Source organism: Streptomyces sp. CA-210063 (assembly GCF_024612015.1).
GTDB lineage: Bacteria > Actinomycetota > Actinomycetes > Streptomycetales > Streptomycetaceae > Streptomyces.
On sequence record NZ_CP102512.1, the window covers coordinates 2,766,329 to 2,779,939 of the forward strand.

At 70.7% G+C, this 13,611-nt stretch carries 14 protein-coding genes; 4 read left to right on the forward strand and 10 right to left on the reverse strand.

What is annotated here, in order from left to right; translation table 11 throughout:
• Window positions 1-39: 39 nt before the first annotated feature.
• Together nusA and rimP are read right to left on the reverse strand one after the other, a co-directional pair.
• Complete coding sequence (nusA, locus tag JIX56_RS11785) at window positions 40-1,026, reverse strand: transcription termination factor NusA (RefSeq protein ID WP_257539956.1); 987 nt, start codon at window positions 1,024-1,026, stop codon at window positions 40-42.
• Window positions 1,027-1,028: 2 nt separating this feature from the next.
• Window positions 1,029-1,538, reverse strand: a complete 510-nt coding sequence (rimP, locus tag JIX56_RS11790; RefSeq protein ID WP_257539957.1) for a ribosome maturation factor RimP — start codon at window positions 1,536-1,538, stop codon at window positions 1,029-1,031.
• Between the two features lie 309 nt (window positions 1,539-1,847).
• On the opposite strand from rimP, the gene JIX56_RS11795 reads away from it, so the two are divergent.
• From JIX56_RS11795 to JIX56_RS11805, 3 genes are read left to right on the forward strand one after another with little or no spacing between them, the layout of a single operon-like run.
• Window positions 1,848-2,327: a hypothetical protein gene (locus JIX56_RS11795; protein WP_257550818.1), complete on the forward strand. Its 480-nt coding sequence runs from the start codon at window positions 1,848-1,850 to the stop codon at window positions 2,325-2,327.
• A complete protein-coding gene (locus tag JIX56_RS11800; RefSeq protein WP_257539959.1) occupies window positions 2,324-2,779 on the forward strand; it encodes a ferritin-like domain-containing protein in 456 nt (151 codons plus the stop codon). The genes JIX56_RS11795 and JIX56_RS11800 overlap by 4 nt, the downstream gene beginning before the upstream one ends.
• 27 nt (window positions 2,780-2,806) lie before the next feature.
• Window positions 2,807-3,739 (forward strand): aminoglycoside phosphotransferase family protein, encoded by a 933-nt coding sequence (locus tag JIX56_RS11805; protein WP_257539961.1) that lies wholly within the window; start codon window positions 2,807-2,809, stop codon window positions 3,737-3,739.
• A 193-nt stretch (window positions 3,740-3,932) separates the two neighbouring features.
• On the opposite strand, the gene JIX56_RS11810 is transcribed toward JIX56_RS11805, so the two are convergent.
• Together JIX56_RS11810 and JIX56_RS11815 are read right to left on the reverse strand one after the other, a co-directional pair.
• Window positions 3,933-4,085, reverse strand: a complete 153-nt coding sequence (locus JIX56_RS11810; protein ID WP_257539963.1) for a hypothetical protein — start codon at window positions 4,083-4,085, stop codon at window positions 3,933-3,935.
• Window positions 4,082-5,374, reverse strand: coding sequence for an FAD:protein FMN transferase (locus JIX56_RS11815; protein ID WP_257539965.1), 1,293 nt, complete (start codon window positions 5,372-5,374; stop codon window positions 4,082-4,084). Before JIX56_RS11815 ends, JIX56_RS11810 begins: the two co-directional genes overlap by 4 nt.
• A 45-nt stretch (window positions 5,375-5,419) precedes the next feature.
• Between JIX56_RS11815 and JIX56_RS11820 the strand changes: the two genes are divergently transcribed.
• Window positions 5,420-5,956, forward strand: a complete 537-nt coding sequence (locus tag JIX56_RS11820) for a hypothetical protein (RefSeq protein WP_257539967.1) — start codon at window positions 5,420-5,422, stop codon at window positions 5,954-5,956.
• A 47-nt stretch (window positions 5,957-6,003) separates the two neighbouring features.
• On the opposite strand, the gene JIX56_RS11825 is transcribed toward JIX56_RS11820, so the two are convergent.
• From JIX56_RS11825 to dxr, 6 genes are all read right to left on the reverse strand, one after another.
• On the reverse strand, window positions 6,004-7,710 hold the full coding sequence (locus tag JIX56_RS11825; protein ID WP_257539969.1) for a proline--tRNA ligase: 1,707 nt from the start codon (window positions 7,708-7,710) through the stop codon (window positions 6,004-6,006).
• A gap of 101 nt (window positions 7,711-7,811) precedes the next feature.
• On the reverse strand, window positions 7,812-8,384 hold the full coding sequence (locus tag JIX56_RS11830; RefSeq protein WP_257539971.1) for a GNAT family N-acetyltransferase: 573 nt from the start codon (window positions 8,382-8,384) through the stop codon (window positions 7,812-7,814).
• Window positions 8,385-8,519: 135 nt separating this feature from the next.
• Entirely contained in the window at window positions 8,520-9,374 is an 855-nt protein-coding gene (locus JIX56_RS11835) for a GNAT family N-acetyltransferase (protein WP_257539973.1), read from the reverse strand.
• Window positions 9,375-9,589: 215 nt separating this feature from the next.
• Window positions 9,590-10,747, reverse strand: a complete 1,158-nt coding sequence (ispG, locus tag JIX56_RS11840) for a flavodoxin-dependent (E)-4-hydroxy-3-methylbut-2-enyl-diphosphate synthase (RefSeq protein ID WP_257539975.1) — start codon at window positions 10,745-10,747, stop codon at window positions 9,590-9,592.
• Window positions 10,748-10,918: 171 nt separating this feature from the next.
• The gene (locus JIX56_RS11845) at window positions 10,919-12,223 is read right to left on the reverse strand and encodes a M50 family metallopeptidase (protein WP_257539977.1); all 1,305 of its coding nucleotides are present in this window, start codon (window positions 12,221-12,223) and stop codon (window positions 10,919-10,921) included.
• Entirely contained in the window at window positions 12,220-13,494 is a 1,275-nt protein-coding gene (gene dxr / locus JIX56_RS11850) for a 1-deoxy-D-xylulose-5-phosphate reductoisomerase (RefSeq protein ID WP_257539979.1), read from the reverse strand. Before dxr ends, JIX56_RS11845 begins: the two co-directional genes overlap by 4 nt.
• Between the last annotated feature and the right edge of the window lie 117 nt (window positions 13,495-13,611).

Genomic DNA, 13,611 nt, shown 5'->3' on the forward strand with positions numbered 1-13,611 from the left:
AGTACCCGGACGGCCCAGCTCGTACGTCCGATCGGGTGGTTACTCCGAGGGCTGCTCGGTGTCCGGGCGGATGTCGATCCGCCAGCCGGTGAGGCGGGCGGCGAGGCGGGCGTTCTGGCCCTCCTTGCCGATCGCCAGCGACAGCTGGTAGTCGGGCACCGTCACGCGCGCGGAGCGGGCCGCGAGGTCCACCACCTCCACCTTGGAGACGCGGGCCGGGGAGAGCGCGTTCGCCACCATCTCGGCCGGGTCGTCCGACCAGTCGACGATGTCGATCTTCTCGCCGTTCAGCTCGGCCATGACATTGCGCACCCGGCCGCCCATCGGGCCGATGCAGGCACCCTTGGCGTTCAGGCCGCTGCGGGTGGAGCGAACGGCGATCTTCGTACGGTGACCGGCCTCACGCGCGATGGCGGAGATCTCGACGGACCCGTCGGCGATCTCCGGCACCTCCAGCGCGAACAGCTTCTTCACCAGATTGGGATGCGTGCGCGAGAGGGTGACCGACGGACCGCGGACGCCCTTCGCCACCCGGACGACGTACGACCGCAGCCGCAGGCCGTGCTGGTACGTCTCGCCGGGGACCTGCTCCTGCACGGGCAGGATGGCCTCCAGCTTGCCGATGTCGACGAGCACGTTCTTCGGGTCACGGCCCTGCTGGACCACTCCGGTGACGATGTCGCCCTCGCGGCCGGCATACTCGCCGAGCGTCGCGTCGTCCTCCGCGTCCCGCAGTCGCTGCAGGATCACCTGCTTGGCGGTGGTGGCGGCGATGCGCCCGAAGTCCGACGGGGTGTCGTCGAACGCGCGCGCCTCCTGCCCCTCCTCCAGGTCCTCGGGGTCCTCCTTCGCCCACACGGTCACATGGCCGGTCTCCCGGTTGAGCTCCACGCGCGCGTGGCGGCGGCTTCCCTCGGTGCGGTGGTAGGCGATGAGGAGGGCCGCCTCGATCGCCTCGACGAGCAGGTCGAAGGAGATCTCCTTCTCCCGTACCAAGCCCCGCAGGGCGCTCATGTCGATGTCCACGGCTACGCCTCCTCCTCTTCCGTCATGTCCTTCTTGTCCTTGCGGTTGAACTCGACCTGGACGCGGGCCTTGTCGATCTCCTCGAAGGCGAGCCGGCGGGTGGTGGCCTTACGGCCCTTCACCCCGGGCACTTCGAGGTCGAGGCCGTCGTCGTCCACGGTCAGGATTCTGGCGGTCAGTTCCCCCTCATCACGGAGGGAGAACTTCACCAGGCGGTCCACGGCGCGGCGGTAGTGGCGGTGCTCGGTGAGGGCGCGCTCGGCGCCCGGCGTACCGACTTCCAGGGTGTACTCGGCCTGGCCCATCGCGTCCGTCTCGTCCAGCTTGGCCGAGAGCGCGCGGCTCACGTCGGCGACCGCGTCCAGATCCGCGCCCTCGTCCGAGTCGACGACCACGCGCAGCACTCGCTTGCGTCCGACCGAGTCCACTGCGATCTCTTCGAGATCCAGGCCCTGAGAGCGTACGAGCGGTTCCAGCAGTTCTCGCAGCCTCTCGCTCTGGGTGGTGCTCATCCGGGTGACTCCTCGGCCGCGTGTGCTGTTGTGGGTAGGGCGCGTGTCAGGTCAAAGGGTAGCCGCTCCGCTGGGGTGTCGCCGTCCGCCCTCGAGCTCGGGTGGTGCTCTGAGGATGGCGGCTGCGGGTGGTGTGTGGTTGCTCGCGCCGTTCCCCGCGCCCCTTGAGGGCGCGGTGGTGGCGACCTTGGAGCAGATGCGCGGGTACCGTGATCACACCGCTTCTTTGTTCGTACGATCCCCCCGAGGACGTCTGCCGTGTCGTTCACCGTGCCGTCGCGTACCCCGTTGGGGCCGCGCAGAAGGAGTCTGCTTGTCGGGGCCGCTGGTGCGGGCCTGCTGGTGGGGTGTTCGGCGGGGGGTGAGGGGTCGGACGCCGCCGGGAAGAGTTCCTCGGTGGTGGAGAAGGCTCGGGCCCGGGTGGCGAAGGACAGTGGGGGGCTCGTGGAGCGGTACGACGCGGTGATCGCCGCGCATCCGGATCTGGCCGCGCTGCTGACGCCGCTGCGGGCGGAGGTCGTTCGGCATGCCCGGGCGTTCGGGGGCGGGGAGGGTGCGGGTTCGGCTTCGGCTAGTGCTTCTCCGGCCGCTTCGGCCTCCCACTCCCCCTCCCCCGTTCCGGAGGATCCGAAGGCCGCCCTCGCCGGGCTGGCCGCCGCCGAGCGGGCGCTGGCCGACAAGCGGGGCAAGGCGCTGGTGGCGGTGCCGGGTGAGGTGGCGCGGCTGATGGCTTCGGTGGCGGCGGCGGGGGCCGGGCACGCGTACTTGTTGACGGAGGGTGCGAAGTGAGCGGCGCGGAGCTGAAGGCGGTGCAGGCGGCGCTCGGGGCCGAGCATGCCGCCGTCTACGGGTACGGGGTCGTCGGCGGGAAGATCGGCGAGGCGCGGCAGAGCGAGGCGCGGGAGGCGTACGACGCGCACCGGGCCCGCCGGGACGAGCTGACCCGAGCCGTACGGGACCTGGGCGGCAAGCCCGCCGTGGCGGCCGCCGGGTACGCACTGCCGTTCCCGGTGACCGACTCCGACTCCGCCGTACGGCTCGCCGCGGAGCTGGAGGAGCGGATGGCCGGCGTGTACTCCGATCTCGTACGGGCATCCGAGGGTGACCGGCGGGGTACGGCGGCCGAGGCGCTGCGGGAAGCGGCGGTGCGGGCGGTGCGGTGGCGGGGCGGAAGCGTAGCCTTCCCTGGTCTCGCCGAGCGGGCGGCCGGTGCCTCCCCGTCGGTGACACCGCACACCTGATCACGGTCCGAAGGGAACGACTCGCACATGGCTCGCAAGGCTTTCGAGGACTTCGAACCGCCGCAGCGGCTGGTGCGAGCGCTCGCCGAGACACGGCGGCCGGGCGGCGGCGACGGGATCGGCGAGTGGCTGGAGAAGCTGCCCGAGCTGGTTCAAAAGGCAGTCGATCTACGCGAGTTGACGGTCGAGCGGGTCCAGGCGCCCGGCGGCCGCAGCAGTCTGGTGCTCCTGGTCCGGCTGATCGACAACACGCCCGCCGTGCTCAAGCTGGCGCCCGAGCGGGCACGGCCGGAGAGCGAGCGGGCGGCCCTCGCGCACTGGGACGGGCGGGGTGCGGTGCAGTTGCTCAACCCCGGGGACAGCCATGGCGTGCTGCTGCTGGAGCGGCTGCATCCCGATCTGTCGGTGCGGTCGCTGCCCGAGGCGAAGGCGCTGCTGGAGGCCGCGGCGACGCTGCGGCGGCTGTGGGTCGAGCCGCCCGAGGCGCATGTCTTCGAGACCGTGGCCGAGCGGACGGGGCGCCAGGCCGAGCTGATGCGGTTCGGCTCCGCCGGTGACGGGGAGGCCGAGACCTTGGTCGACGCCGCTCTTGCCGTGCGGGAGGAGTTGCTGGCGGATGTGCCCGAGGAGCGGTTGCTGCACGGGACGTTTCGGCAGAGCAAGGTGCTGGCCGGGGAGCGGTTGCCGTGGCTGGCGGTGGGGCCGGATCCGGTGGTGGGTGAGTGTGCGTTCGATCTGGCGCGGCTGGTGCGGGATCGGGTCGAGGATCTGATCGCGTCGCCGTCGGGGGCGGCGATCACTCGGCGGCGGGTGAAGAAGCTGGCCGAGTCGTTGGATGTGGATCAGGAGCGGTTGCGGGGGTGGGCGTTGTTCCGGGCGGTGGAGTCCGGGGTTCGCGCCAGGAGGGTGGGGCGGCCTCGGGATGCCGAGTTGTTGCTGGAGTTCGCCGGGTGGCTTTGAGCGGTCCGGATGAGGAGCTGATTCGGCTGGGTGCGTTCGGGCAGTGACGGTCGTGCGTGGCTGGTCGCGCCCACGCGGCGGAGCCGCATATCGATACAGGCCCGCGCCCCTGAAAGATGGCGGCGCTGTCGTTACCCGGCGCTCAGTTTCAGAGCCAGGACCGGGCAGTCGGCCGCTGCTCGCTTCGCTCGTTTCAGAGCCGCTCTCGGTATCGGGCCTTTTCGAAGCGCGGATAGCCCCACTCGTCCAGCTCTTTGTGATCCGGCAGGAGTTCCGCCTCTATCTGATCCGGCAGGAGTTCCGCGCAGACTCCGTTGTTGGCGTACCAGAGGATTTCGTCGCTCATGGGGTGGGCTCGGCTTTCGGGGTCCGTGCGGGTCCGGGGTTTTCGCCCCCGCCGCCCCTTCCCGTCCCGACCCTGGGGGCTGCGCCCCCAGACCCCTGCTTGTCGCCCTGCGGGCTCGTCCTCAAGCGCCGGACGGGCTGAGTGCGTTCAGGGGTGGGTGTGTTGTCCGCGGGTGAGTGGGGGGTTTGTCGGCCTTCGGCCTCGTCCTCAAGCGCCGGACGGGCTGGATGTGCCGGGACCGGGCTGGAAAGTGCGGTTGAGGAACGTGCGGGTGAGGAGCATGCAGGTGAGGAAGGTTCGGGTGAGGAACGTGCGGGTGAGGAAGGTTCGGCGGTAGAGACGGACGACGGCCAGCCCGGGGTCGTGACGGCAGTCCCCTCGTGCGTGACCAGCCTCGCCGGCAGGCCCAGGCGGGAGAGCCAGCGGACCGCGGTCTCGCCCTTCACCAAGGCCGCCGTACTGGCCGCATTGGCGTCGGCGCAGGTGGCGGCGGCGACCGAGACGGTGCGCCAAGGGGTGGTGGTGGGCCGGCCCGTGCGGGGGTCGACGATGTGGTGGAGGTCGTGGCCGCCGCGGCGCCAGCGGCGGGCCGTGGTGCCGGAGGTGGCGAGGCCGCCGCTGCGGATGCCGACCGTGGCGTGGGAGCCGTGGGTCGGGAGGTCGTCGACGGGGCCTGTCTCGTCCTGCACGCGGATGCGCCAGCCGCCGGCCGGGGTTTCACCCGCGACGGCCGTGTCGCCGCCGAGGCTGACCATGATGCCGCAGTCGGCGGCCCGGGCCAGCGTGTGCGCCGCCTTGTCGGCCGCCCAGGCCTTGGCCGTGGCGCCCAGGTCCAGGCTGACGCCGGGCGGGAGGGTCACCGTGTTCGTGGCGCGGTCCAGTTCGACCAGGCTCCAGCCCGGCACCCGCTTCACCGAGAGCCGTACCGGGCGGTCGTCCTCCTGGACCAGGGTGAAGTCCCGGTCGTAGCCGAGGGCCTCCATCGCCGAGCCGACCGTGGGGTCGACCGCGCCGTCCGTGACGTGGGCGGCGCGCAGGGCCACCGCCAGGGCCTCGGCCAGCAGCGGGCTGACCTTCACGGGTCGCCCTTCGGCCGCGTTCAGGGCCGACAGCTCCGAGTCCTCGCGGAATCGGCTGCACGCGGCGTCGACCTCGGCCAGATGCCGGGCCAGGAGCAGGTTGCAGGAGTCGAGCAGGGCCGGGTCCGTGGTGACCAGGCGGACGCTCGTACCGAGGGCCCGCCAGTCCGTGGCGGCCGTGGGGCGGGACGTCGTCGACACGGTCGTCACGACGCCCCCGAGGTCGAGTCCGCCGAGTCGTCCGAGGACGAGGTCATGCCGTCGGAGGAGGACTGGAGGTCCGAGGAGGAGCCGGAGGACCCGGAGGACCCGGAGGACCCGGAGGACCCGGAGGACCCGGAGGACCCGGAGGACCCGGAGGAGCCGGAGGACCCGGAGGAGCCGGAGGAGGAGGCCGACGAGGAGTCGGAAGAAGAGTCGGACGTGGAGTTCGCGGTGGAGTCCGACGTGGAGGAGTCGCTGGAGTCGGCCGACGAGGAGCTCGACGAGTCCGAGGACGTGTCCGTGCCGCTCGTGCCGCTGTCGGTGCTCGCACCCGTGTCGCTGTCCGAGCTCGACGACGTCGCACTCGTGCCGCTGCCGCTCGCGGTGGTCTCCGCGTCCGCCTGCATCGTGCCGATCAGCGCGAACATGCCGGCCGCCGCGGCGAGCGTCACCGCCGCCGCCGTGCGCCGGGCGCCTCTGCGGATTCCCGCGACGGCACCTCGTTCCCTGGTCGCCATGACCGTTCCCCTCCGTAGTGACGTTCTGTCACGTCCAACGGTCGGGGAACGGTCTGAGAGAACCCTGTGAGGTGCCTATAGCTCCCCGGAGAAGTTTCTGAGGGTTCCCTTCAGGGATCAGGCGGTGGTCAGGCGGGCGACCGCCTCGTCGACCGTCAGTTCCTCGCGCTCGCCGGTGCGGCGGTCCTTCAGCTCCAGGACGCCCTCGGCGGAGCGGCGGCCGGCGACCAGGATCTTCGGGACGCCGATGAGTTCGGAGTCGGTGAACTTCACGCCCGGGGAGACACCGGCGCGGTCGTCGACCAGGACGCGGAGGCCGGCCGTCCGCAGCTTCTCGGAGACGTCGAGGGCCAGTTCGGTCTGGAGGGCCTTGCCCGCGGCGACGACGTGGACATCGGCCGGGGCGACCTCGGCGGGCCAGCACAGGCCCTTGTCGTCGGCGGACTGCTCGGCGAGGGCCGCGACCGCGCGGGAGACGCCGATGCCGTACGAGCCCATGGTGACGCGGACGGGCTTGCCGTTCTGGCCGAGGACGTCGAGCTTGAGGGCGTCGGCGTACTTGCGGCCGAGCTGGAAGATGTGGCCGATCTCGATGGCGCGGTCGAGCTTGAGGCCGGTGCCGCAGTTGGGGCAGGGATCACCCTCCTGGACGACCACGACGTCGACGTACGCGCCGACCTCGAAGTCACGGCCCGCGACGACGTTCTTGGCGTGCGTGCCGTCCTTGTTGGCACCGGTGATCCAGGAGGTTCCGGGGGCCACGCGCGGGTCGGCGATGTACGTGACCTTCTCGCCCAGGCCCTGCGGGCCGACATAGCCGCGGACCAGGTCGGGGCGGCCCGCGAAGTCCGCCTCGGTGACCATCTCGACGACCGCCGGGGCGAAGTGCGCCTCGACCTTGCCCATGTCGACCTCACGGTCCCCGGGGACGCCGACGGCGACGATCTCGCCGTCGACCTTCACGAGGAGGTTCTTGAGGGTGGCGGAGGCCGGGACGCCGAGGTGTGCGGCGAGGGTCTCGATGGTCGGGGTGTCGGGCGTCGGGATCTCTTCGAGGGCGGGCACGCCCTCGGCGTCCACCGGCTTCAACTCGAACGTGATCGCCTCGGTGTTGGCCGCGAAGTCGCAGGCGGGACAGTCCGCGAAGGTGTCCTCGCCGGCGCCGGCCGGGGCCAGGAACTCCTCCGACTTCGAGCCGCCCATCGCGCCCGCCGTCGCCGCGCAGATGCGGTAGTCGAGGCCCAGACGCTCGAACACCTTCTGGTAGGCCTGGCGGTGCAGGGCGTACGACTGGGCCAGGCCCTCGTCCTCCGTGTCGAAGGAGTACGAGTCCTTCATCAGGAACTCACGGCCGCGCAGGATGCCGGCGCGGGGGCGTGCCTCGTCCCGGAACTTGGTCTGGATCTGGTAGAGGATCACCGGCAGGTCCTTGTACGAGGACGCCTGGTCCTTCACGATCAGCGTGAAGATCTCCTCGTGCGTCGGACCGAGCAGGTAGTCGCCGCCCTTGCGGTCCTTGAGGCGGAACAGCTCCGGGCCGTACTCGTCCCAGCGGCCGGTCGCCTCGTACGGCTCCTTCGGCAGCAGCGCGGGGAGCAGCACCTCCTGGGCGCCGATCGCGTCCATCTCCTCGCGGACGATGCGCTCCACGTTGGCGAGGACCTTCTTGCCGAGCGGCAGCCAGGTCCACACGCCGGCCGCGGTGCGGCGGACGTAACCGGCGCGGACGAGGAGCTTGTGGCTGAGCACCTCGGCGTCCGCCGGGTCGTCGCGCAGCGTCTTCGCCATCAACTGGGACATGCGCTGGACCGGTGCTTTCGCCATGGTTCTCGTACTCCTGCTGCGGATCGGTTGATGGCAGGAGGTTAGCCGGGGGGCGGGGGCCCGTGGAAATCCGGCGCCGGCGGTAGCGGGTGGTTCGGCGGCTACCTGCGGCGCAGGGGCAGGTGGGCGCCCATCACGGCGTACGGCTTGGGGGCGCTGGGGAAGACGACCTGGCGGGCCAGGTCGGTGTAGCCGAGGGAGCCGTAGAGGCCGCGGGCCGGGCTGTCGACGTCGATCGCGGAGAGGATCGAGCGGGGTTCGGCCGCGCTGTCGGTGATGGTGGTGATCAGGGCACGGCCGACGCCGCGGTTCTGGTAGCGGGGGTGGACGTGCAGTTCGGTGATCACGAAGGAGTCGTCCAGCCAGTGGTCGTGGCCGAGGGCGCGGAGGTAGGGCTCGACGACGGTGGACCACCAGTGGGTGCGGTCGTTGGGCATGCCGTAGACGAAGCCGACGAGGTGGCCTGCGGCCGTGGCGCCGAGTGCCCTCGCCCCCGGGTAGGTCATGTGGCGGAGGACGATCTGGCGGCGTACGGCTACCTCGTCGGGGCCCAGACCGAACGCTACCGCTTGGACCGCGAGGGCTTCGTCGACGTGGGCCGAGAGGTCGAGCGGGCCGATCACGAGGTCGTCGGGGCGGGGGCGGTGGCCTTGTCCGTGACCGGGTAGACGCATGGTGGGGAGATTACAGGGGGGTGGTCGTTGTCGGTTGGGTGCGGGCTGGTTGTGGTTGCTCGCGCAGTTCCCCGCGCCCCTTCAGGGCGCGCACCTTGCCCGGCGCTCAGAAGCTGAGCCTTCACAACGGGACACTCAGAACAGGACGCTCATGAACGCGCCGACCTCCTGGAAGCCCACCCTCAGGTAGGTGCGCCTCGCCGCCGTGTTGTAGTCGTTGACGTAGAGGCTGACCAGAGGGGCCACGTCGGCCAGTGCGTAGCGGAGGACCGCTGCCATGCCGGGGGCCGCGAGGCCCTGGCCCCGGTATTCGGGGGCCACCCAGACGCCCTGGATCTGGCAGGCCTGGGGGGTCGCCGCGCCGATCTCGGCCTTGAAGACGACCCGGCCGTCAGGGCCGAGACGGGCGAAGGAGCGGCCGGAGCCCACGAGTTCGGCGACGCGGGCCTGGTAGAGGAGGCCGCCGTCGCCGGCCATCGGGGAGACGCCGACCTCCTCGGTGAACATCGCGACGCACGCCGGCATGATCGCGTCCATCTCGTCCTTGCGGATCCGGCGGACATACGGGTCCGGGGTGACCTCGGCGGGGTCGGGCAGCCGGTCGGTGACCATGAGGGGCTGGTGGGCACGGACTTCGCGGGCCGGGCCCCAGCTGGGTTCGAGCAGCTGCCAGAGCTGGGCGGTGGATTCGGCGGGGCCGACGACCGAGGAGCAGCGGCGGCCGGCCCGGCGGGCGCGGTCGGCGAAGGCGCGGACGGCGCGGGGGGTGGCGCAGATGGGGACGAGGTTGGCGCCGGCGTAGCAGAGGGAGGTCAGGGCGCCGTCCTCGTACCAGCCCCACATCTCGCCGCCGAGCCGCCAGGGGTCCAGGCCTGCGACCTGGACCCGGGACGTCACGAAGGCGTTCGCGACGGGGTCTCGGTCCAGGACGGCGAGTGCGGCGTCCAGGTCACTCGGTTCGAGGACCCTGGTGGTGGTCTGGGTCAACACGTGCGGGGGCCTCACCCTGGGGTCTGCGCTGGTCTCCGCACGATACCCTGCCGGGCTGTGGCGGTCGCCCTGTGGCTGCGCCACGGGCGGGCGCCTAGTAGCTCGGGCGCTACTGTGCTTTGGCGGGTACGGGTGCGTTGTGGGCTTGTCGCGCAGTTCCCCGCGCCCCTGGGGGGAAGGGGCCTGCGGCCCTTCCCCCAGGGGCGCGAACCCGTTCAGCCCGCTACTGCCACCGTCGGCTCGCCCGAAGCGATGCCGTCCGCCTCCATCTGTTCGGCGATCTTCATCGCTTCCTCGATGAGGGTCTCGACGATCTTGGACTCGGGAACGGTCTTGATGACCTCGCCCTTGACGAAGATCTGGCCCTTGCCGTTGCCGGAGGCGACGCCGAGGTCGGCCTCGCGGGCCTCGCCGGGGCCGTTGACGACGCAGCCCATGACGGCGACGCGGAGGGGGACCTCCATGCCGGTCAGGCCTGCCGTGACCTCTTCGGCGAGCTTGTAGACGTCGACCTGGGCGCGGCCGCAGGAGGGGCAGGAGACGATTTCGAGGCCGCGCTGGCGGAGGTTGAGGGATTCGAGGATCTGGTTGCCGACCTTGATCTCCTCGACCGGCGGGGCCGACAAGGACACCCGGATCGTGTCGCCGATGCCCTCGCTCAGCAGCGCGCCGAAGGCCACCGCCGACTTGATGGTGCCCTGGAAGGCCGGGCCGGCCTCCGTGACGCCGAGGTGGAGGGGGTAGTCGCACTGGGCAGCGAGCTGGCGGTAGGCGTTGACCATGACGACCGGGTCGTTGTGCTTGACCGAGATCTTGATGTCCCTGAAGCCGTGCTCCTCGAAGAGGGAGGCCTCCCAGAGGGCGGACTCGACCAGGGCCTCGGGGGTGGCCTTGCCGTACTTCTGGAGGAGGCGGCGGTCGAGGGAGCCGGCGTTCACGCCGATGCGGATCGGGGTGCCGTGGTCGTTCGCCGCCTGGGCGATCTCCTTGACCTTGTCGTCGAACTGCTTGATGTTGCCGGGGTTGACGCGGACCGCGGCACAGCCGGCCTCGATGGCGGCGAAGACGTACTTCGGCTGGAAGTGGATGTCGGCGATGACCGGGATCTGCGACTTGCGGGCGATCACCGGGAGGGCGTCGGCGTCGTCCTGCGTGGGGCAGGCGACGCGGACGATCTGGCAGCCGGAGGCCGTGAGCTCGGCGATCTGCTGCAGTGTGGCGCCGATGTCCGACGTACGCGTGGTGGTCATCGACTGGACCGACACCGGGGCGTCTCCACCGACCGCCACGGACCCGACCTGGATCTGCCGGCTCTTCCGGCGCTCGGCGAGCTTGGTCGGAACGGACGGCATGCCGAGAGAAATCGCAGTCATCTGCTGTGCAACCCCAAGTTGTGGATCAGGATCGGGTCCCGGGACAGGCGGGCTCCAGGCTTCGAGATTACGGCACAGGCATGGGCCCGAGCACATCACCGTCCGCGGACCCACCCGTACAAGGCGACGGCCGGGCACCCAGGGTGCCCGGCCGTCGTGAACTCCGGATGACTATGAGATGCGCACCGGGTTCACCAGGTCCGCGATCAGCACCAGGAGCGTGAAGCAGACGAAGATCCCGGCCACCACGTACGCGACGGGCATCAGCTTCGCCACGTCGAACGGGCCGGGGTCGGGGCGGCGCAGCACCTTGGCCGCGTTCCGGCGCAGCGACTCCCACAGGGCGCCCGCGATGTGTCCGCCGTCGAGCGGGAGGAGCGGGAGCATGTTGAACAGGAAGAGGGAGAGGTTGAAGCCGGCGAGCAGGATGAGGAAGCTCGCGAGCTGCTGGGTGGCGGGGATGTCCATGGTGAAGATCTCGCCGCCGACGCGGGCCGCGCCGACCACGCCCATGGGCGAGTCCGCCTCGCGCTCGCCGTCGCCGAAGGTGGCGTCCCACAGGGCGGGGACCTTGGAGGGCAGGGAGAGCAGCGACTCGACGCCGTTCTCCATCATGTCGCCCATGCGGTTCACGGACTCGCCGAAGGACAGCGGGAGGATGTCGGAGGCAGGGGTGAAGCCGAGCCAGCCCGCGTACACGTACTTGTCCTGGACGTAGCCGCCCTCGCCGTCGGTCTGGCTGACCTGGTTCTTGATGAGGGTGGGGGTCAGATCGACCTGCTGGCCCTTGCGCTCCACGGTGAGGGTGACCTGCTTGCCGGGGTTGTCGCGGATGTCGGCCTGCAGGGAGGACCAGTCCTCGACGGGGGTGCCGTTGAACGCGACGATCTTGTCGCCGGGCTCCAGGCCGGCGGCCTTGGCGGGGGCCTCCTTGTCACTGTCCTTGCACTTGGAGCGGTTCTCGCTGGCGGAGATGACGCAGTCCGAGACCTTGCTGACCGTGGTCGTCTGGGTCTGGGCGCCGAAGGTCATCATCACGCCGAGGAAGATCACGACGGCCAGGACCAGGTTCATGAAGGGTCCGGCGAACATGACGATGACGCGCTTCCAGGGCTTGCGCGTGTAGAAGAGGCGGTTCTCGTCGCCGGGCTGGAGCTCCTCGAAGGAGGCCGCGCGGGCGTCCTCGATCATCCCGCGCCAGGGGGAGGTCGAGCGGGCCTCGAGTCGGCCGTCCGCGCCGGGCGGGATCATGCCGATCATGCGGATGAAGCCGCCGAGGGGGATCGCCTTGATGCCGTACTCGGTCTCACCCTTCTTGCGCGACCAGATCGTCGGGCCGAAGCCGACCATGTACTGGGGCACGCGGATGCCGAACATCTTGGCGGTCGACAGGTGGCCCAGCTCGTGCCAGGCGATCGAGAACGCGAGGCCGATCACGAAGACGACTATGCCGAGGATGAACATCAGGGTCGTCATGCACGGGCCTCCGCGGTCGTCCGCTCGGTGGGTTCGGCTGTCGTAGTGGTGAGTTCACGGGCCCGGGCGCGCGCCCAGGTCTCCGCTTCGAGGACGTCCGCCACGGTCAGGGAAGTTCCCGTTCCGCCAGTGCCGTGCTCCTCGACGACCCGCGTCACGGTCTCCATGATCGCGTTGAACTGGAGGCCGCCGTGCAGGAACGCGTCGACGCACTCCTCGTTGGCCGCATTGAACACCGCCGGGGCGGTGCCGGCGAGCTGTCCCACGTGCCGGGCGAGTCCGACCGACGGGAACGCGTCGTTGTCGAGGGGGAAGAACTCCCAGCTGGACGCCTTGGTCCAGTCGAAAGCGGGTGCGGCGTCCGGGACGCGCTGCGGCCAGCCGAGGCCGATGGCGATGGGGCCGCGCATGTCGGGGGGTGTCGCCTGGGCCATCGTCGATCCGTCCGTGAACTCAACCATCGAGTGGACATACGACTGGGGGTGCACGACGACCTCAATGCGATCGAAGGAAATGTCGTAGAGGAGGTGCGCCTCGATGACTTCCAGGCCCTTGTTGACCAGGGTCGCGGAGTTGACCGTGATGACCGGGCCCATGGCCCAGGTGGGGTGTGCGAGCGCGTCGGCGGGGGTCACGTCCGCCAGTTCGGCCTTCGTACGGCCGCGGAAGGGGCCGCCGGAGGCGGTGACGACGAGCTTGCGCACGTCGGCCCGGGTGCCCGAGGCGAGGGCCTGGAAGAGGGCGGCGTGCTCGGAGTCGACCGGGATGATCTGGCCCGGCTCGGCCACCGCCTTCACGAGCGGGCCGCCGACGATGAGCGACTCCTTGTTGGCGAGCGCGAGGGTGCGGCCCGCCTCCAGGGCGGCGAGGGTCGGGGCGAGGCCGATGGAGCCGGTGATGCCGTTGAGCACGGTGTGACAGTCGGACGTGGCGAGGTGGGTGGCCGCGTCCGGGCCGACGAGGATCTCGGGGAGCGGCTCTCCGGCGCCGTACGCGGTGGCGAGGGCCTCGCGCAGCGCCGGGACGACATCCTCGCGGGCCACCGCTACGGTCCGTACGCGCAGGCGGTGCGCCTGCTCGGCCAGCAGTTCCACCCTCCCTCCGGCGGCGGAGAGCCCGGTGACGCGGAAGCGGTCCGGGTTGCGCAGGACGAGGTCGATGGCCTGGGTGCCGATCGATCCGGTCGATCCGAGGATCACTACGTCCCGTACGCCGTCGACCGGGTCGAAGACGAGATGCGGATCGGCGAGAGGGGCTGGACTGTCGCTCATCCCCCCATTGTGGCCGCATCCGGGGTCCGGCAGGACCGCGCGTCCCCTTGTTGACCCACTTCGTGCGATGTGCCGTTGACGATGCCTTTTCTCCGTTTGTGAAGCACGCGTGAAGAC